This is a genomic window from Woeseia sp. D3-10 (assembly GCF_055809415.1).
Window position 1 is genome coordinate 2,093,943 of sequence record NZ_JBVVTW010000007.1, and the last position, 19,622, is coordinate 2,113,564.

At 59.6% G+C, this 19,622-nt stretch carries 20 protein-coding genes; 12 read left to right on the forward strand and 8 right to left on the reverse strand.

Features of this window, described 5'->3' with window-relative positions:
* The first annotated feature begins 149 nt into the window (after positions 1-149).
* The 6 genes from def to AC0L8N_RS09850 are packed head-to-tail and all read left to right on the forward strand — an operon-like array spanning position 150 to position 7,147.
* Positions 150-674, forward strand: coding sequence for a peptide deformylase (def, locus tag AC0L8N_RS09825; RefSeq protein ID WP_473667465.1), 525 nt, complete (start codon positions 150-152; stop codon positions 672-674).
* A gap of 33 nt (positions 675-707) precedes the next feature.
* On the forward strand, positions 708-1,658 hold the full coding sequence (gene fmt, locus AC0L8N_RS09830) for a methionyl-tRNA formyltransferase (protein WP_473667466.1): 951 nt from the start codon (positions 708-710) through the stop codon (positions 1,656-1,658).
* Positions 1,658-2,983: a 16S rRNA (cytosine(967)-C(5))-methyltransferase RsmB gene (gene rsmB, locus AC0L8N_RS09835; RefSeq protein ID WP_473667467.1), complete on the forward strand. Its 1,326-nt coding sequence runs from the start codon at positions 1,658-1,660 to the stop codon at positions 2,981-2,983. The genes fmt and rsmB overlap by 1 nt, the downstream gene beginning before the upstream one ends.
* Entirely contained in the window at positions 2,980-3,567 is a 588-nt protein-coding gene (locus tag AC0L8N_RS09840) for a DUF4390 domain-containing protein (protein WP_473667468.1), read from the forward strand. Before rsmB ends, AC0L8N_RS09840 begins: the two co-directional genes overlap by 4 nt.
* A complete protein-coding gene (locus AC0L8N_RS09845; RefSeq protein WP_473667469.1) occupies positions 3,549-5,780 on the forward strand; it encodes a sensor histidine kinase in 2,232 nt (743 codons plus the stop codon). Before AC0L8N_RS09840 ends, AC0L8N_RS09845 begins: the two co-directional genes overlap by 19 nt.
* The gene (locus AC0L8N_RS09850) at positions 5,777-7,147 is read left to right on the forward strand and encodes a sigma-54-dependent transcriptional regulator (RefSeq protein WP_473667470.1); all 1,371 of its coding nucleotides are present in this window, start codon (positions 5,777-5,779) and stop codon (positions 7,145-7,147) included. The genes AC0L8N_RS09845 and AC0L8N_RS09850 overlap by 4 nt, the downstream gene beginning before the upstream one ends.
* A gap of 18 nt (positions 7,148-7,165) precedes the next feature.
* Here the strand turns inward: AC0L8N_RS09850 and AC0L8N_RS09855 are convergent, their stop codons facing one another.
* From AC0L8N_RS09855 to AC0L8N_RS09875, 5 genes are all read right to left on the reverse strand, one after another.
* Positions 7,166-8,338 carry a CapA family protein gene (locus AC0L8N_RS09855; RefSeq protein WP_473667471.1) on the reverse strand — a complete coding sequence of 391 codons (1,173 nt, stop codon included), beginning with the start codon at positions 8,336-8,338 and terminating at the stop codon, positions 7,166-7,168.
* Entirely contained in the window at positions 8,331-8,909 is a 579-nt protein-coding gene (locus AC0L8N_RS09860) for an SPOR domain-containing protein (protein WP_473667472.1), read from the reverse strand. Before AC0L8N_RS09860 ends, AC0L8N_RS09855 begins: the two co-directional genes overlap by 8 nt.
* A gap of 4 nt (positions 8,910-8,913) precedes the next feature.
* On the reverse strand, positions 8,914-10,665 hold the full coding sequence (argS, locus tag AC0L8N_RS09865; RefSeq protein WP_473667473.1) for an arginine--tRNA ligase: 1,752 nt from the start codon (positions 10,663-10,665) through the stop codon (positions 8,914-8,916).
* Positions 10,666-10,794: 129 nt separating this feature from the next.
* A complete protein-coding gene (locus tag AC0L8N_RS09870; protein ID WP_473670115.1) occupies positions 10,795-12,846 on the reverse strand; it encodes a primosomal protein N' in 2,052 nt (683 codons plus the stop codon).
* Positions 12,824-13,000 carry a hypothetical protein gene (locus tag AC0L8N_RS09875; RefSeq protein ID WP_473667474.1) on the reverse strand — a complete coding sequence of 59 codons (177 nt, stop codon included), beginning with the start codon at positions 12,998-13,000 and terminating at the stop codon, positions 12,824-12,826. Before AC0L8N_RS09875 ends, AC0L8N_RS09870 begins: the two co-directional genes overlap by 23 nt.
* Positions 13,001-13,214: 214 nt before the next feature.
* Between AC0L8N_RS09875 and AC0L8N_RS09880 the strand changes: the two genes are divergently transcribed.
* Genes AC0L8N_RS09880 through AC0L8N_RS09895 form a run of 4 tightly spaced genes read left to right on the forward strand, consistent with a single transcriptional unit; the run spans position 13,215 to position 14,955 of the window.
* A complete protein-coding gene (locus AC0L8N_RS09880) occupies positions 13,215-13,829 on the forward strand; it encodes an RNA polymerase sigma factor (RefSeq protein ID WP_473667475.1) in 615 nt (204 codons plus the stop codon).
* Positions 13,826-14,209 (forward strand): DUF3619 family protein, encoded by a 384-nt coding sequence (locus AC0L8N_RS09885; RefSeq protein WP_473667476.1) that lies wholly within the window; start codon positions 13,826-13,828, stop codon positions 14,207-14,209. Before AC0L8N_RS09880 ends, AC0L8N_RS09885 begins: the two co-directional genes overlap by 4 nt.
* Positions 14,202-14,447, forward strand: a complete 246-nt coding sequence (locus AC0L8N_RS09890; RefSeq protein ID WP_473667477.1) for a hypothetical protein — start codon at positions 14,202-14,204, stop codon at positions 14,445-14,447. Before AC0L8N_RS09885 ends, AC0L8N_RS09890 begins: the two co-directional genes overlap by 8 nt.
* On the forward strand, positions 14,437-14,955 hold the full coding sequence (locus AC0L8N_RS09895; RefSeq protein ID WP_473667478.1) for a DUF3106 domain-containing protein: 519 nt from the start codon (positions 14,437-14,439) through the stop codon (positions 14,953-14,955). Before AC0L8N_RS09890 ends, AC0L8N_RS09895 begins: the two co-directional genes overlap by 11 nt.
* 49 nt (positions 14,956-15,004) lie before the next feature.
* Here AC0L8N_RS09895 and AC0L8N_RS09900 read toward each other — a convergent pair whose 3' ends face one another.
* From AC0L8N_RS09900 to AC0L8N_RS09910, 3 genes are read right to left on the reverse strand one after another with little or no spacing between them, the layout of a single operon-like run.
* On the reverse strand, positions 15,005-16,393 hold the full coding sequence (locus AC0L8N_RS09900) for an NAD(P)(+) transhydrogenase (Re/Si-specific) subunit beta (protein WP_473667479.1): 1,389 nt from the start codon (positions 16,391-16,393) through the stop codon (positions 15,005-15,007).
* Positions 16,390-16,683, reverse strand: a complete 294-nt coding sequence (locus AC0L8N_RS09905) for an NAD(P) transhydrogenase subunit alpha part 2 (RefSeq protein WP_473667480.1) — start codon at positions 16,681-16,683, stop codon at positions 16,390-16,392. The genes AC0L8N_RS09900 and AC0L8N_RS09905 overlap by 4 nt, the downstream gene beginning before the upstream one ends.
* The gene (locus AC0L8N_RS09910; RefSeq protein WP_473667481.1) at positions 16,683-17,813 is read right to left on the reverse strand and encodes a Re/Si-specific NAD(P)(+) transhydrogenase subunit alpha; all 1,131 of its coding nucleotides are present in this window, start codon (positions 17,811-17,813) and stop codon (positions 16,683-16,685) included. Before AC0L8N_RS09910 ends, AC0L8N_RS09905 begins: the two co-directional genes overlap by 1 nt.
* Positions 17,814-18,056: 243 nt before the next feature.
* Between AC0L8N_RS09910 and AC0L8N_RS09915 the strand changes: the two genes are divergently transcribed.
* Positions 18,057-18,737: an HNH endonuclease gene (locus AC0L8N_RS09915; protein WP_473667482.1), complete on the forward strand. Its 681-nt coding sequence runs from the start codon at positions 18,057-18,059 to the stop codon at positions 18,735-18,737.
* Positions 18,725-19,609: a 5'-3' exonuclease gene (locus tag AC0L8N_RS09920; protein WP_473667483.1), complete on the forward strand. Its 885-nt coding sequence runs from the start codon at positions 18,725-18,727 to the stop codon at positions 19,607-19,609. The genes AC0L8N_RS09915 and AC0L8N_RS09920 overlap by 13 nt, the downstream gene beginning before the upstream one ends.
* Positions 19,610-19,622 lie beyond the last annotated feature (13 nt).

The following is a 19,622-nucleotide window of genomic DNA, read 5'->3' on the forward strand; positions in this document are numbered from 1 at the left end:
TTGCAAGCTGCCAAACGCGTCACAATTCCACCCCCGAGGGGCCTTTGGCGGCGCTTAATTAAGGCGGCATTGTCCGCTATCTTATTCAATAAAGTCAAAAATTTAGCATTAGTTTGTAGTAACTTACGCGAGTTTTGACCGTACCTGTTATGGCTATACTGAAAATACTTGAGTTTCCCGATCCGCGCCTGCGTACCAAGGCGGCACCCGTCGATGCTGTGGATGACGCCCTGCGCACCCTGATCGATGACATGTTTGAGACTATGTATCAGGCCCCCGGGATTGGTCTGGCCGCGACTCAGGTGGATGTGCACAAGCGATTGCTGGTGGCCGACGTTTCCGCTGAAAAGACGGACCCCTACGTTTTGATCAACCCGCAGATTCTGGAAAGGGACGGCGTCGCCGTGGCCGAGGAAGGCTGCTTGTCCGTACCGGGGTACTACGAAGAGGTTGAACGCGCCGAGCACATCCGCGTGATTTACCTCGATCGTGACGGCAAAACCGTTGAGCAAGACATGCAGGGTCTGCTCGCTGTTTGTGTCCAGCACGAAATGGACCACCTTGAAGGCAAACTGTTCGTCGACTACTTGTCCGAAGCCAAGCGTCAGCGAATCCGGAAGCGTCTGGATAAAGACCGCCGCAGCCGCACGCCTGCCGCTGCCTCAGTGCTCTGACAGCTGCCGCACCCGCGTCAGCCGGACACGATTATGACCGACCCAAGAGTGGTGTTTGCCGGTACGCCGGAATTTGCCCGAGCGTCCCTTGCAGCATTGGTCAACTTGGGCCTGCGGCCACAGGCAGTCTACACACAGCCGGATCGCCCCAAAGGCCGTGGCCGTGGAGTTGCCGCATCCGCGGTTAAAGAATTCGCGCTGGAACACGGCTTGCCTGTCCGGCAACCGGTCTCACTCAAATCGGCCGCCGCTCAGCAAGAACTCGCAGACTTCGAGCCGGACCTGATTATCGTCGCGGCTTACGGGCTGATCTTTCCGCAAGCGGTGCTCGATATTCCGCGGCTCGGCTGCCTCAACGTGCACGCATCCTTGTTACCTCGCTGGCGCGGTGCAGCACCCATTCAGGCGGCAATCCTGGCCGGGGATGCGCACACCGGAATCAGTCTCATGCAAATGGAAGCCGGGCTGGACACGGGACCCGTGTTTGCTACGTCAGCTATTCCTATCGGCGCCGATGAGACCGCCGGTGAATTGCACGACCGCCTCGCGGCCCTTGGTGGCGAGCTATTGGCCGCACGACTGGACAGCATTCTTGCCGGGCGTCTGCCTGCGCTTGCACAGGACGAGGCGCTTGCCAATTATGCGGGCAAGATTGAGACCAGCGACAGCGTGCTCGACTGGCGTCGTCCGGCGACGGATCTCGCTCGCGCAGTTCGCGCTTATTCGCCGGTACCTGGAGCGCGCTTCATGCTCGGCGATGAACTCGTCAAGTGCTGGGCGGCGAGCGCGCAGGATTCGGTAACAGCACCCGCGGGTGAGATCATTGCTGCGGGCCGGGACGGTATCGATGTCGCTTGCGGTGCCGGTGTCCTGCGACTGCACGACGTGCAGCGCGCCGGTCGCCGCCGGGTGAGCGCGGCTGAATTCGCTGCACAGCAACCGCTGGTAGGCCTGTCACTGCTTCCCGTAAGCGACTCCAACTGATGGCGGGCAGCAAGAGCGGAGTTCTGTTGCGCGCTGAGGCGGCGAGAGCCGTCAACGCAGTTCGATGCAACGGCCGTTCGCTTGACGAAGCGCTGGCGACCGCAGAGAAACGGGTGGCAAGTACGGATCATCCCTTGTTGCGCCACCTGTGCTACGAGACGTTGCGCCACCATTGGCAACTGCGGGCGCAGATTGCTGCTTTGTTGTCGAAGCCTCTCGCACGGCGAGACGCACTGATCGAAGACCTGATCGCCGTCGGTCTCGCACAACTTCAGCACACCCGTGTCGCATCCCATGCCGCTGTTTCACAGACCGTCGAAGCGGTAAGGCTGCTGCGTCTGCCGAAATTTGCCGGCCTGGTGAACGCGGTCCTGCGCCGTTATCAGCGCGAAACGCCGGTTGGCGACGGCGACGAAGCGCAGCACAACCATCCGCTTTGGTTGTTGCAGCGCTTGCAAACGGACTGGCCGGAGCAGTGGCAGGCTGTTGTTGCCGCCAATAATGAGCGCGCACCCATGTGGTTGCGTCTAAAGCCCGGCCCCATAGATCCTGAAACCTACGCGGTTGGCCTGGACGTGCCGGCCAGTACGACGACAGGACTGGATTCAGCCCTGTGTCTTGCCGAGGCGCTGGCGGTTGAGGATCTGCCTGGCTTCACCAGTGGTACGGTCTCAGTGCAGGACGGTGCCGCCCAGCTTGCAGCGCCGTGGTTGCTTCACGGCTACCGCAATGGCCGAATTCTTGATGCCTGCGCGGCACCCGGCGGAAAAACTGCACACATTTTGGAACTGACAGGGCCCAAGGCGGCTCTAACAGCGATCGACAGCGATGCTGCGCGCCTCGAGCGGGTGCGCGAAACGCTCGAGCGGACAGGCGGGAATGCAACCTTGCTCTGCGCTGACGCATCTAAGCCAGAGGCGTGGTGGGATGGGGCCCCGTTCGAACGCATCCTGCTTGATGCACCGTGCTCGGCAAGCGGCGTAATAAGAAGGCACCCGGATATAAGACTGCTGCGTCGAGACTCGGATATTGCAGCGCTGGCCGGCCGGCAGCTCGACATGCTGTCGGCGTTGTGGCCGCTGCTCGAGCCAGGTGGGCGCCTGCTGTATGTCACTTGTTCAGTGTTCGCCGAAGAAAACGACGTGGTCGTGTCAACGTTCCTCGAGGGGCAGGCCGATGCGCAAGAGGAAACTTTGTTGCCAAATAACAACGTCCGCGCTCTAATGTGCCGCAAGGCTGCCGGCTGGCAGATATTGCCCGGCACAGAGCGCCTTGATGGTTTCTACATCGCCTGTCTTACAAAAACATCAGTAACCCACGAATGAGCCGAGCACTGAATACCCGCTTCGCCGCTTTGCTGACCCTGCTATTTATGCTGGGTCTGGCAACTGCGCTCGCGCAAACTCGCGGCGATCGGCAAGGGTATTTTCAGGTTCGGTCGGCGAGCACCCACCTGGTCGAGGGTGTGCAGGTGCTGGACGCGCGTCTGCAACTGGTCTTGAGTGATGAAGCGCTGAACGCGCTGAACAACGGCGTGCCACTGACCATAGAATTGAACCTTGAGGTCATCCGCATACGCCGGTTTATGCCGGATGCGGTCGACGCCGAACTCGATCTTCGCTACGAACTTGAATACCGACCGCTCAGCCAGCGCTATATCGTGCGCAACCTTAACAGTTCCAATCAGGATTCCTTCGCCACCCTGTATTCAGCGTTGAACAGCCTCGGCCGGCTGGAGAATCTGCCGGTCGTCGACGATGCCATTCTCGATCCTGACAGCCGCTATCGAATGCGACTGCAGGCCTTGCTCAGTACTCAACAATACCCCGCACCGCTACGCATGCTGTTCTTCTGGCGCGACCAATGGCAATTGAAGAGTGACTGGTTCGAATGGCAACTCGAACGCTAAAGCGTTTCTTGTACGGAACGCTCGGGGCGCTGGGCTTCGGGTTGGCGTTGGGCGCGCTCTATTTGCTGAGCCGAACTGCGCAAAACTCGCAGGAGTTTGATCGCCTCTATGTCTACATCCTGCTGATCAACGTTGCAGGTGTGCTGGTGTTGTTCGTGCTGATGGTCGGCAACCTGGCGCGATTGTTCCGCGACTACCGGGCCCATGTCCCTGGTTCGAAACTAAAAGCGCGCATGGTGGCAATGTTTGTGGGTCTCGCTGCTGTGCCGCTGCTGGTCGTGTTCTACTTTTCGATGCAGTTCATCAATCGGGGTATCGATACCTGGTTTAACGTCGAAGTTGAAGCAGGGCTCGACGACGCGCTTGCGCTCAGCAGGGCCGCATTGGAAATGCAGATGCGCGATCAACTCGAAAGTACGACGCGCATCGCCGAGCATCTGGAACAGGTCAACTTCAATCAGGTCATTTTCGAGCTCAGCAACCTGCGTCGGCAAAGCGGGGCCAATGAAATTACCTTGTTCGGCCGCAACCGGCAGATTCTGGCAACGAGTTCTGACCTCGCGGCCGGCGCAGTCCCGGTGGCGCCTACCGACGAGGTATTGTTGCAGATTCAGCAGAACCGACCTTACGTCCGGCTCTATCCTTTGCAGGAAGGACGTTACGAAATACGCACGGCAGTGCCGATAGGCAGTCGCAATCGCCCGGAGCTGATCGGCTTGTTGCAGGCGCGCTACCCTGTATCAGAACGCATCAGTCGTATGGCTGACAGCGTCGACTCGTCCTACAGTGATTACAAACTTGCGGAATACCTGCGAGAGCCGCTGAAACGCAGTTTCACGATGACCTTGACGGTTGTATTGATGCTGTCGCTGCTCGCCTCCATCTACGGCGCATTTGTGTTTTCCCGGCGCATCATCGCGCCGATTCAGGACCTTGTCGCTGGCACCCGGGCCGTTGCCAAAGGTGATTTTGATACCCGGTTGCCAACCCCGTCCCGCGATGAGATCGGCTTTCTGATCAGTTCGTTCAATGACATGACGCAGCGTTTGTCGACGGCGCGTCGCCAGGCCAGCCTCAGTCAGGCGCAGGTGGAAGCGGAGCGGGCAAACCTGGAAGTCATCCTCGCGCGCCTGTCCACTGGAGTGGTTTCGCTGGAGTCCGACCTCAGGATCAGAACGGCAAATCAGGCAGCTGGCGCCATTCTCAACGTCAATCTGGAAACGCGCGTTGGTGAATTCTTGCCGGAAGTTGCACGCGGTGAACCCTTGCTGGAGCAGTTTGTTGACGTCGCACGCGTGCGCCTCAACGCGGGTGAGCGGGAGTGGCGTGAACAGATTGTGCTGCGCGGCGAAGTCGGCCGACGGGTACTGACCTGCGCGTGCACGGCGTTGCCAGGCGACGAGGATCACGATCCGGGTTTCGTGGTCGTGTTCGATGACATCACTGCTCTGTTGCAAGCGCAACGCGATGCTGCGTGGGGCGAAGTGGCGAGACGGCTGGCACACGAGATCAAGAACCCGTTGACGCCGATACAGTTGTCGGCGGAGCGACTGCGCCGCAAATACCTGAAAACCATGTCGCCGGATGAGGCGCAGATTCTCGATCGCGCTACTCACACCATTGTGCAGCAAGTGGAAGCGATGAAAGAGATGGTCAACGCTTTCAGCGAATACGCGCGTGCGCCCGACATGGACATTAATAAATTCAGTATCAGCCGGCTGGCGCATGAAGTTGTCGATCTGTACCGGGCGCAGGAAAGCAGTGTGGAAATTGTGCTCGACATCGAGGGCGAATTACCGGACGTCGAGGCCGACATGGGTCGCATGCGACAGATACTGCACAATCTGTTGCGCAATTCGATTGAAGCTCTCGAGAATGGCGATGACGGCCGCATCGACGTAAGCTTCCGCACGACTGAGCACATGGGCGTACAAGTAATAGAAATAGTCGTCGAAGACAATGGACCCGGATTCAAGCTTGGCCCGCTAAGCCAGATATTCGATCCGTATGTCACAACGAAGCCCAAGGGCACCGGACTCGGCCTCGCCATTGTCAAGAAACTGGTTGAGGAACACGCCGGCGTCATCGAAGCAGAAAACAGGGAACAGGGGGGTGCGATCATTCGCATACTCCTGCCAGTCAGTGAATCCGCACGCGAAGCAATGATTGCAATGATGCCGGGCCGCGCAGAGAAACGGAGGGAAAGAGCATGAGCACGTCACATGTGCTGGTTGTGGACGATGAGTCCGACATACGCGCGTTGATATCGGAAATTCTTACTGATGAGGGCTACCAGGTGACGGTCGCCCAGGATGCCGCCGCCGCACGCGCTGCGCGCGCCGCTGACCGTTTCAGCCTGGTGTTACTCGATATCTGGATGCCGGACACCGACGGCATCAGTTTGCTGCGTGAATGGTCCGAGCAGGGTGCGCTTGATTGCCCGGTCGTGATCATGTCCGGGCATGGCACGGTCGACACGGCGGTAGAGGCCACGCGCCTCGGTGCTTTCGACTTCGTGGAAAAGCCACTGTCGATTGCGAAGTTGCTACGCACGGTTGAACGGGCGCTGGAAGACGCGCGGCGTAAAGCGGGAACGTCGCGGCACACGCTACCCTCTTTGCTGGCACCGGTCGGTCGCAGCAAAATGATGATGAGCCTGCGTGAGACGGTTCAGCAATACGCAGGCCACGAGTCGCCGGTATTGCTGTTTGGCGAACCGGGTACCGGCCGCGGTGCTTTCGCCCGCTATATCCATGCGATGAGCAATCGCTCGGATGGCGAGTTCGAAATATTGCTGGCGGCTTCATTGACCGAGAGCAATGCGGAAGAACAACTGCTTGGCAGTGAAGATCAAACCGGCATCAACCCCGGCTACTTTGAGCGTGCTGCCGGCGGCACGTTGATTATCGAAGAGCTCACAGACCTCAGCGACGCGGCGCAAAAGCTGATTATCGGCGTTCTGGAACAGGGACGGTTTATGCGCAAAGGTGGCAATCAGCCGATCGAGTTGCGGACCCGGGTACTGGCCACCGTTGGTGCGGATTTCGAAGCCGCTCTGGACGCCGGTCGCCTGCGACGCGAGTTATTCGCAAACCTGAACGTGCTGAGTCTGCGGGTCCCGCCGTTGCGGGAATATTCGGAAGATGTGCCGGAGCTGTTGTCCTATTACGTCGACAAACTTGTGGACAGTGAAGACCTGCGCTTCCGTCGCTTCAGCGTGGCAGCGCAAAACCGGCTGAGAAATTATCCATGGCCGGACAACGTTCGAGAGCTTAAGAATCTGGTGCGGCGCCTGTTAATGACCGGCACCGAAGAAGAAATTACGCTGGATGAAATCGAGCGGGAAGTCAGCGCGGTAGCCCGTGCCGATGAACCGTTGGTGAAGCAGGACCTGCTGGCGTTACCACTACGTGAAGCACGTGAGCAGTTTGAACGAGCCTATTTGCAGCAGCAACTGGTGTTGTGTGACGGCAAGGTCGGCAAGCTGGCCAAACGCGTCGGTATGGAGCGTACGCACCTGTACCGCAAGCTGCGTTCACTCGGTGTTGATTTTCGCGCGGTCAGTGGCGCTGACGATTGAGTGTCCGCACGTCAAGTGTCATTGACCGTTCAGCAGGCGGCCGTCGTCGGTAAAGATCAGCCCGGAGTCGGCCAGATCGGCAGCGCTTAGGTCGCGTATTACCTGCAAGGCTTTTTGCCTCGGGTCCGGACGCGGTCCGCCCGGGCGAACCTGCACGGTCGAATGAATGCGCCCTTCGATAAAGCGACCCTGATAGTTCAGGACTGCTTCCAGGATCGGCGCCACGCCTTTCAATTCGCTGACGCTGATGCCGTAGTAAGTCGCAAAATTACCCAGGCTGTACGCGATCAACCGGTCCTTGTAGAGTTCCATGCCGCGCACGACGTGCGGTCCGTGACCAAACACCAGGTCGGCACCGGAGTCGACAGCCAGCCGCGCAAAGCGCACGACGTCACCACGCGGTTCGCCGTAGTACTCTTCCTCGCGAAACGGCACATGCAGTACGTCACGGCCTTCGGCGCCGCCATGAAAACTGACGATCACAATGTCATGACTTCGGGAAAATCCGGCGATGGTCGCCGCCGCTTGTTCATAGTCGTGCAGCAGGTTCGATTCCTGGGTGACGGCAAACGCGAGTACAGCGACGGACAAGCGATGCACGCTCAAGCTCGCAAAATCACCTTCCCGACCGGAATGCAGGATGCCGTACTGTTGCAGCGTGCGCATCGTCTCCGTGCGCCCGTCCTCGCCGAAATCCCGGGCATGGTTGTTGGCAAGACTCAGGACGTCGAAGCCGGCATCAACGAAGTGTTGCGCGTACCGCGGCGGTGAACGAAACAAGTAGCACGCCGCAGGGTTGTCGCAATCCTTGGCGGGCGTACCGCCGTCGACCAGCACGCCTTCAAGGTTACCGATCGCAATGTCGGCGGCGCTGATTATCGGTGCTACGGCCGAAAGAAAGGTCTTGCCGTCATCATCGGGCAGGTGATTCTCGGGAAAATCGGTACCGAGCATCATGTCCCCGACCATCGCAATCGACAGGCGCCGGATATCGGGCTTTGAACGAGTCGCCGTCGTGGCAACCGGCGGCAGACTTGCAGCAGATTCAGCTACAGCCGCATCACGAGTCGTGGCTGGCTCGCTGCTTGTTTCAGTCGGTGGGACATCGCGCGTCGCTTGTGGCCCGGCGGCGCAGCCAGCGAGTAACAGGCCGGCGACCAGCGGTGCTGCAACGCTGCGGACGCTAATCACCCAGCCGGATCCGCAACACATCAATGTTTGCCTGCCGCAGGCGGCTACGCAGCAGGTTCAGCTGATCGAGATCTTTGATTGGGCCGATGCGCACGCGATGGTACGTTCGTTCGTCAATCGCGACACGCTGAATCGTGGATTCGATTCCCTGCAAGGCGAGTTGCGCACGTCGCCGATCGGCATCTTCATAGCGGGAAAACGAGCCGGCCTGCAAAACATAGATGCCAGGGTCGACAACCGCCTGCGGTTGCCGGTCCGGCGTTGCATCAGCTTCCTGCTCGGGAATCACGACTTCGAAACTCGGCAGCATGTTGTAAAACTCAAAACGCTGGGCTGGTGCTTCTTCGCTGTCTTCGCCATTGCGATCCAGCACTGCTGCCGTCGGTGCAGCGGCAGGCGCCGCTTTTACTGCCGCCGGTCGGTTCGTGGCCTGGACCGGCGTAACCGGTGGCACGGTATCACGCAGGTACAGGGCGAGCGCTACCGAAAGACCGACGCCCAGCCCAAACAGCATCCATACCCAGCCCGGGTAGGCATCGTTGCTGGCGCGTCTCTTGCGTTTGCGGGCCATACGCTTACATCGAATCGGGCGAGTTGACGCCCAGAATGCCGAGGCCGCTGGCAATGACTACACGGGTTGCGCTAATCAGTGCGAGCCGGGCATCGCGCAGCGCCGCATCGTCGACAATGAAGACATGCGCGTTGTAGTAGGTATGGAATTCATTGGCCAGGTCGCGGAGGTAGTGCACCAGGTGTTGTGGCGCTCTGTTGCTGGCGGCGAGTTCAATGATCTCGGGGTAACGCGACAGCGTGAACATCAGCGCCTTTTCCTGCGGTTCGGTGAGCTGCGCGAGATTGCCGAGGCCGTTGGCCTCGTCGTAACCAAGGCTGCGCTCGTCGAGCTGGCGGAACACACTCGCTACCCGCGCATGCGCGTACTGGATGTAATACACCGGATTGTCGTTCGAGCGGCTCTTGGCGAGTTCCATGTCAAAGTCGAGGTGCTGCTCATTCGAGCGCATGACGTAGAAAAACCGTGCCGCATCGTTGCCGACTTCTTCGCGTAGCTGGCGCAAGGTCACGAACTCGCCGGAGCGGGTGGACATTTGCATCTTTTCGCCGCCGCGGTACAGGGTAACGAACTGCACGAGCTGCACTTCGAGATCATCGCCGCCATAGCCCATGGCTTCGAGTCCGGCGCGCACCCGCGCAATGTAGCCGTGATGGTCGGCGCCGAGCACATCCAGCAAGTGATCGAAGCCGCGCTTGCGCTTGTCAAAGTGGTAGGCGATGTCCGACGCGAAATAGGTTTTCTTGCCGTTCTCGCGCACGACTACCCGGTCTTTTTCATCGCCGAAATCGGTTGCACGAAACCACCATGCGCCGTCTTTCTGATAAAGCATGCGACGGGTCTTGAGGACTTCGAGCGCTTCATCAATGCGGCCGTCGTCAGTCAGGCTGCGTTCCGAAAACCAACGGTCAAACTCAACCCCAAATTCGCTGAGGTCGTCACGGATATCGACGAGTATGGATTCCAGTGATTGCTGACGCAGCGCAAGGAACGCCTCTTCACCGAGCAGCTCCGTGGCGCGTTCAATCAATGCGCCAATCCGGGCCTCTTTGTCGCCGTCCGGGCCATCGTCCGGCAGACCGTCAAGCACAGCTGCTGCGGTAATCGACGGCATTGCACCGGTGTCGATAGCCGCCGCGATGTCATTGATGTAGTCGCCCTTGTAGCCGGCGGTTGGGAACGGAATTTCCAGACCCTGACTTTCCAGCACTCGTAACCAGACGCTGACGCCCAGAATATCCATCTGCCGGCCAGCGTCGTTGACGTAATACTCGGTCGAAACTTTGTATCCGGCCGCTTTGAGCAGGTTGCCGAGCGTCGCGCCGTACGCTGCGTGCCGACCGTGGCCCACGTGCAGGGGGCCTGTCGGGTTGGCGGAGACAAATTCCAGCAGCACATTCGGCGTCTCGCGCGCCGTTTGCCGGCCGTAATCGCTGCCGACGCGCAGGACTTCGCGGACTTCACGATGAAACGCGGCCGGCCCTACGTGGAAATTGATGAAGCCCGGCCCGGCGATTTCGGCCTTGGCAATCAGCTCGCTCGCAGGCAGACGCTCTATGATCGTCGCGGCCAGTTCGCGCGGGTTTCGTCCCGCAGCTTTCGCCAGGCGCATCGCGATGTTGCTCGCGAAGTCGCCGTGGCGCGGGTCGCGAGTGCGTTCCACGGTTGTACTGAGAGAGGCGAATTCAGGCGCATCGTCAAGTTCAGGCATGGCCGCCAGTGCCTGCTCAAGTAGTTCTGCAATACTGCTTTTCAAGGTGTGAGTCCGAACAGAGAAAGGGTCGCGAGATCGCGGCGAGGCAGCGATTCTAACGCGGCTGGCTCGAAAAGTGACGCTGGCGAATGAAATTCCGCAATCGCTGCATGGCCGCGGTTGGCCGAGATTCTAGAATAGCTCCACCGGGTCCACGTCCACCGACCAGCGAACGCGACGCCCCGATTTACTGGACTCCAGTGCTACGACCAGGGCATCGAGCAGGCCGTGCAACGCCTGGCGGCTGCCACTTTGCAACAGCAACTGAGCGCGGTAGCGACCGGCGCGACGTTCCATCGGTGCGCTGACCGGCCCCAACAGCCGAACCTGATCAAAGCCCAGTTGCTCCGCCTGGCCGCGGGCTGCATTGAGAAACTCGTGCGTGTGTTCGCGTTTCACGGCCGACGCACGGATCAACGCCAGGCGTGAGTACGGTGGCCAGGCGGCGGCTTCCCGCTCCGCCAGGGAGTACTCGGCCACGTCGGCGTAACCACCGGTTAACAGGCGGTTCCAGAACGGGTGGCTGGCAAAGGCGGTCTGAATGATGACTTCGCCCTGGCGGCGTTCCCGCCCCGCACGCCCGGCGACCTGGATCAGGCTTTGCGCCAGGCGCTCGCCGCCCCGAAAGTCGGTGCTGAACAGGCCCTGGTCCGCGTTGATGACGCCCACCAATGTCAGTTTCGGAAAGTGATGGCCTTTCGAGAGCATTTGCGTGCCGACCAGAATGCGGGCTTCGCCACTGGTCGCGCGAGCAAGTGCTTTATCCATTGTGCCTTTCAGCCGGGTACTGTCGCTGTCAATGCGCGTGACTGACTCGTCGCCGTAGCGCGAGGCCAGTACGCCTTCGATGCGTTCCGTTCCCTGGCCAAGCGGACGGCAGGCGCTGCCGCAATCGCTGCAGCTGGCGTCCAGCGGCCGGTTCGCACCGCAGTGGTGGCAATGCAGTGCATTGCGTGCGGCGTGCACGGTCATGCGCGCGTCACAGCGGTTGCACTCGGCAATCTTGCCGCAGCCTCCGCAAATCAAGGTTGGTGCGAAACCGCGACGGTTGAGAAAGATCAGTGCCTGTCCTTCTTCACCCAGGTGTTTGTCGAGCGCGCGCACCAGCGGATCGGAGAGTCCGTCGTTACTGGGGTAGCGCGCAAGATCCACGAGCCGCAACAGCGGTGGTGCAGCGTTGCCGGCGCGCTGCGACAGTACCTGGTGCCGGTACGCTTGCTGGCGACAGCGTTGCAAGGTTTCCAGTGAGGGCGTGGCACTGCCGAGGATGACGGGAATATTCAATTGCTTGGCTCGGGCAACGGCAAGGTCGCGCGCGGAATAGCGCAAGCCTTCCTGTTGCTTGTAGGAGCTGTCGTGTTCTTCGTCAACGACGATCAGGCCGGGACGGGCGAGCGGTGTGAAGATCGCGGAGCGAGTGCCCAGCAATAACGGGGCACTGCCGTCGCGAGCCATGCGCCAGGCGTTGAGCCGTTCATTGTCAGTCAACGAGGAATGCAGCAGCAGGGGCTCGATACCCAGCCGGCGGCGCAGCCGGCGCACGAATTGTGGCGTCAGGCCTATTTCAGGGACCAGGACCAACACCTGCAGGTCCTGCGCAAGCACGTCCAGCATACGGTGCAAATAGACTTCGGTTTTGCCGCTGCCGGTAACGCCATCCAGCACAGTGACCCGAAAGTCGCCGTGACTGCGCATGTCAGCGAGGACAGCACGCTGCTCGCGATTCAGCTCCGGGCCCGGTTCGGCCGTTTCCCGGCTGGGCGAGGGCGGCACATCAGCAATCTCGTCGATCTGTATCCAGCCCTTGTCGAGCAGGGCTTTGCGGCTGCGTCGCCACTGCGGCAGGCGTTCGTCCAACTCGGTCACATTGGCCTTGCCACGCCGTACCAGCGCATCGAGCAATTCGGCTTGCTTAGGTGCCCGCCGCGCCAATGCAGCGTCACTCGCGTTGCGGCCCTCCGGAGTAAGCACGACCTGCTCTATCGTTGGGATCAGGGGGCGTGCCTGACGCAAATGGGTTGGCAGTGCCGCCGCGACCACCTCGCCGATAGGGTGATGGTAATACTCGCTGGTAAAGCGAATCAGCCACAAGTCGTCTGCTGCCAGCAGCGTTTCTTCATCCGGCAGTGCGAGGGCCCGCTTCAGTTTCGAGCGCGGCAGCTCACTGCTGTCGGTGACGTCCATCACGACCGCCGACTGCTGCTGCCGACCAAACGGTACGGTAGACCCGGACACCCGCCTGCAACCGCGCGGGGTCCACGCCCTTGGGCGGCAGGTAGTCAAACAGTCGGGACAGCGGCACGTTGACCGCGACTTTGAGGACCGGTTGCCGGCTCATTACTGGCTCCGTCTGGCTGTGCTGGCGATTGTCGTGGCGTAAGTCATTGATGGAGCAACCGCTTATGGAGTCAGCTCTGGAGGGGAAGAAAAGTCGCATCGTGTGTCAACCGCGCGCAGCAAAGTGCGTTAGTAGTTGCAAGCCGACGTATTAGACATCATCACGGAGTGTTGATGAAAGTAACAGGGACGAGCTCCGGGAGACAGCCCGCGCCATGGCGGTCATGTGCACCGGCACGCGCCGTTGTGCGGTATCGTCCACAGCCATAACGCTTAGCGGAGGCGAGTCGCTGTCACACGAGCGCGAATTGAACGGTTTCCTCAAAGACGTCGAAGGGCGTGCGCTGCGTATTGCCGAAATTTCGTTGCGCGATCGCGACGACGCGCTCGATCTGGTGCAGGACGCGATGATCCGCTTGGCGCGGAAGTACTCCAGTCGTCCCACCGCGGAATGGCCGCCCTTGTTCTACCGGATATTGCAAAACGGTATCCGCGATTGGCATCGGCGCAGGATGGTGAAGCAACGGGTAATGGTGTTCTTCGGTCGTAGGGGCCTTGATGACGAGTTTGATCCCGTGTCCACGGCACCGGATCCGGCAGGTCGAACCCCGGAAGAGCAACTCGACAACCACGCGGCAATGCAGACATTGGAAGCCGCGTTGCATGACCTGCCAGCGAGGCAGAGAGAAGCTTTTATGCTGCGTACCTTCGAAGGTTTGGACGTGGCCGCTACCGCACTCGCCATGGGCTGCGGCGAGGGCAGCGTAAAGACACACTATTCGCGCGCTGTGCACGCATTGCGCGCGCGACTGGGAGAGCACTGGCAATGAAGACACACGATCACCAGGTAACGGACGAGAGTGATGAGCCGTTCAGCAAGCGGGCCGCGACTCTTTTTGACGACAGTGTGCAGACGCTGGACGCACAGACCCGTTCGCGGCTGAATCGGGCTCGCCGGAACGCCGTGTCACAAACGATATCAACCAAGCCACGGACATACTGGGTATCGGTGGCGGCGACCGTCGCGGTTGTAGCCGTTTCCGGGGCAATGTTCTGGTCCGCACAGGAGCTGGGCACGGAGTACGTTCCAGCGGCGGTGACCTCGGATTTCGAAATACTGCTGGACTCGGACAGTCTGGAATTGCTGGAAGACCTTGAGTTCTACAGCTGGATGGACGAAACCGTGATTACCGGTGGCGACGTTGGCTGAGCCACGTCGAACCACGGTACTCGCGCTTTGCTGCGGCTTGCTCATCAATGCACCCACAGTGTGTGCGGAGGAATTACCGGACGCGGAGTTGCTGGATTATCTCGGTAGCTGGGCGGAGTCGGATGAAGATTGGATTCTGCTGCAGAACAGAAGTACGACGCCGGCAGAACCGGAAAGTGAACAAAGCGAATCCGAACGGCAGGATGACGAATCGCGGGAGTCGGTAAATGAACATTAGAAGTATTTCGGCAGTGCTGTTGTGCGGCCTCGTTGTGGGTCTGTTGCAATTGCCAGCGCAAGCACAGGAGCTCGCACCCGCCTGGGAAGACCTGAGTGAACAACAGCAATCAGTGCTGGCAACCTTTGCTGATGAGTGGGACACGCTGGACGAAGAGCGGCGCACGCGGTTGGCGACGGGCGCGGCGCGCTGGTCACGGATGTCGACGGAAGAGCGGGACGCGGCACGCGATCGCTTCAGCCAGTGGCAAGACCTGAGTGATGAACAGCGCGCGACTATTCGAGATCGCTATCTGGAATTTTCGAGCCTGCCACCGAACGAAAAGGCGCGGATCCGCAAAAACTTTCAACGCTTTCGCGACATGGACCCTGAGCGGCGGGCCGAATTGCGCGAGCGTTTCAAGAACATGACGCCAGAGCAACGTGCGGCGGTTCGGGAGCGTATGCGCCAGCGCGCGGAACGTCGACAGAAGGCACGGGAGCGCCGGGAGCGGCAAGAACCGCAGTAGCCTGAACCATGACGGGAACCTTTCGGTTCCCGTCATGTATTTCATTGCCTTAGAGCGACTTGACGGAGCTGATCAGTTCCGAGGTCATCGCCTGACCGTCGCCGTACAACATGCGGGTTTGATCCAGGAAGAACAGCGCGTTCTCAATGCCGGAGAAACCCGCGCCCTGACCACGTTTGATGACGATAACGTTCTTGGCTTTGTCGGCATTCAGAATAGGCATGCCGTAGATCGGGCTGGACGGGTCCGTGCGAGCGACCGGATTTACGACGTCATTCGCGCCGATAACCAGAGCGACATCTGCTGTTGCAAACTCCGCATTGATCTCGGTTTCATCGTAAATGATGTCGTACGGCACGCCAGCTTCGGCGAGCAGCACGTTCATGTGCCCCGGCATGCGGCCGGCGACAGGGTGGATGGCAAATTTCACATCAACGCCGCGGTCGATCAGGAGTTGCGTCAGTTCCCACACCTTGTGCTGCGCCTGTGCTACGGCCATGCCGTATCCCGGCACGATCAGCACCTTGTTGGCAAAAGCCATCATCACGCCGACGTCGGACGCTTCGATCGGCTTCATGCTGCCGCCGGCAGCATCGTCACCGGCAGCGGCCGCGGCCGTGTCACCGAAGCCGGAGAACAGCACGTTCGCCAGCGAGCGGTTCATTGCCTTGGCCATCAGCTGCGTTAGCAGACTGCCGGCTGCACCGACCACGGTTCCGGCAATAATCATGGCGGCGTTCTGCAGCACGAAGCCTTCGAAGGCAACCGCGAGACCGGTCAGAGCGTTGTACAGTGAAATGACCACCGGCATGTCTGCGCCGCCAATCGGCAGCGTCATCGTGACGCCAAGGATCAGAGCAAGCACAAAGAACACGGTTACGATACTAATGCCCGCATGCGCGACTGCTATGTAGCCGGCCACGGCCAACGTGCCGATCAGCAACAGCAGATTGAAGACTTGCTGCCCTTTGAAGCGCACGGTGCTCTTCATCAGCCCCTGCAGTTTGGCGAACGCGATGAGACTGCCGCTGAACGATACAGCACCGATCAGGCCGCCGAGTACGGCCAGGATGCCAAATGTCATGCCATGATCTTCGCCGCCGAACAATTCTACGGCCGCGATTGCCGCGGCAGCGCCGCCACCCATGCCGTTATAGAGAGCGATCATCTGCGGCATATCGGTCATCTCGACCCGTTTGCCGCTAACCCATGCGAGGATGCCACCGAGTGCGATAGCCACGGTCATGAGGCCGTAATTTTGCATTCCCGGGTACAGGAAGGTGATGAGCGTCGCAACCATCATGCCCGCACCGGCCCAGACGATACCGGTTCGAGCGGTCATCGGTGAGCTCATCCGCTTCAGGCCGAAAATGAACAGAATAGCTGCAAGGAAATAACTAGCCTCAATCAGGCCGCGCACAGAAATAACATCTGTCATTTCTTCTCTCCCTTACTGCTCTTGAACATTTCGAGCATGCGCTCCGTGACGACGTAGCCGCCGACCGCATTACCGGCTGCCAGAGCGACGCCGATAAAGCCGATGCTGAGTTCGAGCGTTGTGTCCGCCCGGCCGAGTGCCACCATGGCGCCTACCAGCACGATGCCATGCACGAAATTCGAGCCGGACATCAGTGGTGTATGCAGGATCACGGGAACGCGTCCGATGACTTCGTGGCCGACAAACGCGGCCAGCATGAATATATAGAGTGCGATAAATCCGTCGATCATCAGGCCGCTCCCCCTTCAATTTGTGCGCGCGTCGGTTCGTGAGCAATTTTTCCGTCACGGGTCAGCGCTGACTTCGCAAACACTTCATCGTCCCAGTCTATGTTCAATTCGCCGTCCTTGATTGCAGGTGAAATGAAGTTGAACAGGTTACGGGCGTACATTTCGCTGGCGTGGCGTCCGAGTTTCGCTGCCAGGTTGGTCGGGCCGACTATTTTCACCTTGTGCTTGACGACAGTCTCGCCGGCGACGGTCAGTTCACAGTTGCCGCCGGTCTCTGCCGCCAGATCGACAATGACGGCACCCGGCTTCATTGCGGCGACAGCGGCGGCCGAAATAATGCGTGGTGCTGGTCGGCCGGGAATTGCGGCGGTCGATATAACAACATCCGAGACGGATATTTCCTTCTCGAGTGCTGCCTGCTGTTGTGCCTTTTCCTCGTCAGTCAGTTCGCGTGCATAGCCGCCTTCGCCGTCGGCGGATACGCCGGTTTCCACGAACTTCGCACCGAGCGATTGAATCTGCTCTTTAGTTGCGCTGCGTACGTCGTACGCTTTAACAACAGCACCGAGGCGTTTCGCGGTTGCGATCGCCTGCAAGCCGGCGACGCCCGCGCCGATAATCAATACCTGCGCCGGGCGAATGGTGCCAGCGGCGGTGGTGAGCATCGGGAAGAATTTGTCCAGTGTCATGGCGGCAATCAGCACCGATTGGTAGCCGGCGGCGGCAGCCTGAGACGACAACACGTCCATACTCTGCGCCCGGGAAATGCGCGGTATGAGTTCCATGGCAAAACCGGTGAGGTTCTTGCGGGTCAACGCCGCAACGAGTTCACGATTGTTGTGCCCGTGCATGATGCCGGTCACGGTGCCGCCATCCTTGAGTTTGTCGACGATCGCTGCGCTAGGCGGTTGCACCGTGAACAACAGCTCACAGCCCGCGAGCACCTGATCGGCATCGCCAAGTGTCACGCCTGCGTATTCTTCATCCAGGAGTTGCGAGCCTTCACCCGCGCCACGCTCCATGATCACCGAAACGCCAAGCTTTTGCAGTTTGGCCGTTATCTCCGGCGTCAGGGCGACGCGGGTTTCTCCCTCAAGCGCTTCTTTCAGCACGCCAACGGTTAGCGGCATCATTAATCTCCAGCGGGTGTTTGTCCATGAATTATCGAGGATTTATTCGAGTTGTCAGCTCTGCTACAGAGTTTATCAATTGGCTGCACGAACTACGGAGTAGCACGCCAATTAACCCGAAAAACCGGGCCCGCATAATGACATAGCGGTCAACAATCGCAAACTATGTACAAAGGTTTGATTTTTGTTCGTCGTACTGCAAACTAGGCCAAGCCCCGTGCGGGGCCAACGAGGTTCCATTTGATGTTGTCAGGTGCTGCGTCAGATATTTCCCAGCAGGTTCTGCGAACCGATGTGTCGGGAATGCCACTCGAGTGGATAGACTACCGCGAGGCGGTCAGGTTATATCACACCGAGCAGGTGGCCTATGCCTGCGGAATCCACCTTTACACTGTCTGCGGTGGCTGCAGTGCCCTGACCGGACGGCAGAGCCGCGTCGATGTCAGCTCGATTATTGCGACTCACGGTACAAGTCAGGGGCATGCCTATGTGCACGAACAGTACACGCCGCCGTTGAATAACCGCACGCTGTTCAAACGCGATGCGAATCTGTGCCTGTATTGCGCATTGCGGTTTCCGACCCGCGAATTGACCCGCGATCACATTACGCCCTTGTCGCAAGGCGGCCTGGATGTCTGGAACAACGTCGCTACGGCGTGCCGGCGGTGCAACAACCACAAAGGCGGCAATACGCCGGAGCAGGTCGGCATGCAGCTCATCGCGGTACCGTTTACACCGACCTATGCCGAGTACATCTATTTGAAGGGTCGCCGTGTGCTTGCTGATCAGATGCAATACCTGCTGGCACACATTCCGCGATCCAGTCCGCTGCACGCACGTCTCTCCGGCCACTTGTCCGAGGGTGTCACTATTTTCGATGAGCCGGATCACGTCGAATACTCGGAGATCGAATGCAGTACCTGATCGACGGCAGCGTGTACGTGTTTCGTGCGTGGTTCTCCATGCCGGATGACATGCTGGACGACGAGGGCAACCCGGTAAACGCGTTCTACGGTTTTTGCCGGTTTCTCGGCGATTTTATGGAGCGAGTACGCCCGGAATACGTTGCCGTACTGTTTGATGAAAGGCTCAGCGGCTCTTTTCGTACCGACATTTACCCCGACTACAAAGCCAATCGCGATCCCGCGCCTCCGGAGTTAAAGCGCCAGTTCGATTTGTGCCGGCAGTACGCCCGCGCATTGGGCCTTCTTGAATGCGCTCACCCCGGCTACGAGGCTGATGATCTGATTGGTACGCTGGTGACGAGCGGCCGCAAACAGGGTATTCCGTCGACAATCGTCAGCCGCGACAAGGATCTGGCACAGCTTATTTCCAGACAGGATGTTTTCTGGGACTTCGCAGGTAAAGGTCAGTTGAGTTACGACCAGATTCCCGAGGTGTTCGGGGTCTGGCCGGAACAGATTGCCGATTTTCTGGCGCTGGCCGGTGACCCCGTCGATAACATTCCGGGCGTGCCCGGTGTCGGCAAGAAAACCGCGGCCGCGTTGTTGCAGCATTTCGGTTCGTTGCAGGGAATCTATGCAAATCTAGACAGTGTGCACGAGGTGACCGTTCGCGGCGCCAAAACCTTAGGCGCCAAGCTCGAATTACACCGTCCGGCCGCCATGCTGGCGCGACAGCTTACCGGTATTGCCTGTGATGCACCTGTGACCAATCCGGCTTACGGATTACGCCCACAGGTACCGAAACTCGGTGCGATCAATGCGTTGTTTGACAGCGCCAACTTCGGCATGGCCCTGCGCCGTCAGGCCGAGCGAGTCGCCGACCTGCACTGAGCTTGTGCAGTGC

Excerpts from the sequence above, each read along its gene's own strand:
- def (WP_473667465.1), top strand. The coding sequence starts at position 150 with ATGGCTATACTGAAAATACTTGAGTTTCCCGATCCGCGCCTGCGTACC.
- fmt (WP_473667466.1), top strand. The coding sequence starts at position 708 with ATGACCGACCCAAGAGTGGTGTTTGCCGGTACGCCGGAATTTGCCCGA.
- rsmB (WP_473667467.1), top strand. The coding sequence starts at position 1,658 with ATGGCGGGCAGCAAGAGCGGAGTTCTGTTGCGCGCTGAGGCGGCGAGA.
- AC0L8N_RS09840 (WP_473667468.1), top strand. The coding sequence starts at position 2,980 with ATGAGCCGAGCACTGAATACCCGCTTCGCCGCTTTGCTGACCCTGCTA.
- AC0L8N_RS09845 (WP_473667469.1), top strand. The coding sequence starts at position 3,549 with ATGGCAACTCGAACGCTAAAGCGTTTCTTGTACGGAACGCTCGGGGCG.
- AC0L8N_RS09850 (WP_473667470.1), top strand. The coding sequence starts at position 5,777 with ATGAGCACGTCACATGTGCTGGTTGTGGACGATGAGTCCGACATACGC.
- AC0L8N_RS09860 (WP_473667472.1), bottom strand. The coding sequence starts at position 8,909 with ATGGCCCGCAAACGCAAGAGACGCGCCAGCAACGATGCCTACCCGGGC.
- AC0L8N_RS09870 (WP_473670115.1), bottom strand. The coding sequence starts at position 12,846 with ATGGACGTCACCGACAGCAGTGAGCTGCCGCGCTCGAAACTGAAGCGG.
- AC0L8N_RS09875 (WP_473667474.1), bottom strand. The coding sequence starts at position 13,000 with ATGAGCCGGCAACCGGTCCTCAAAGTCGCGGTCAACGTGCCGCTGTCC.
- AC0L8N_RS09880 (WP_473667475.1), top strand. The coding sequence starts at position 13,215 with ATGGCGGTCATGTGCACCGGCACGCGCCGTTGTGCGGTATCGTCCACA.
- AC0L8N_RS09885 (WP_473667476.1), top strand. The coding sequence starts at position 13,826 with ATGAAGACACACGATCACCAGGTAACGGACGAGAGTGATGAGCCGTTC.
- AC0L8N_RS09895 (WP_473667478.1), top strand. The coding sequence starts at position 14,437 with ATGAACATTAGAAGTATTTCGGCAGTGCTGTTGTGCGGCCTCGTTGTG.
- AC0L8N_RS09900 (WP_473667479.1), bottom strand. The coding sequence starts at position 16,393 with ATGACAGATGTTATTTCTGTGCGCGGCCTGATTGAGGCTAGTTATTTC.
- AC0L8N_RS09905 (WP_473667480.1), bottom strand. The coding sequence starts at position 16,683 with ATGATCGACGGATTTATCGCACTCTATATATTCATGCTGGCCGCGTTT.
- AC0L8N_RS09910 (WP_473667481.1), bottom strand. The coding sequence starts at position 17,813 with ATGCCGCTAACCGTTGGCGTGCTGAAAGAAGCGCTTGAGGGAGAAACC.
- AC0L8N_RS09915 (WP_473667482.1), top strand. The coding sequence starts at position 18,057 with ATGTTGTCAGGTGCTGCGTCAGATATTTCCCAGCAGGTTCTGCGAACC.
- AC0L8N_RS09920 (WP_473667483.1), top strand. The coding sequence starts at position 18,725 with ATGCAGTACCTGATCGACGGCAGCGTGTACGTGTTTCGTGCGTGGTTC.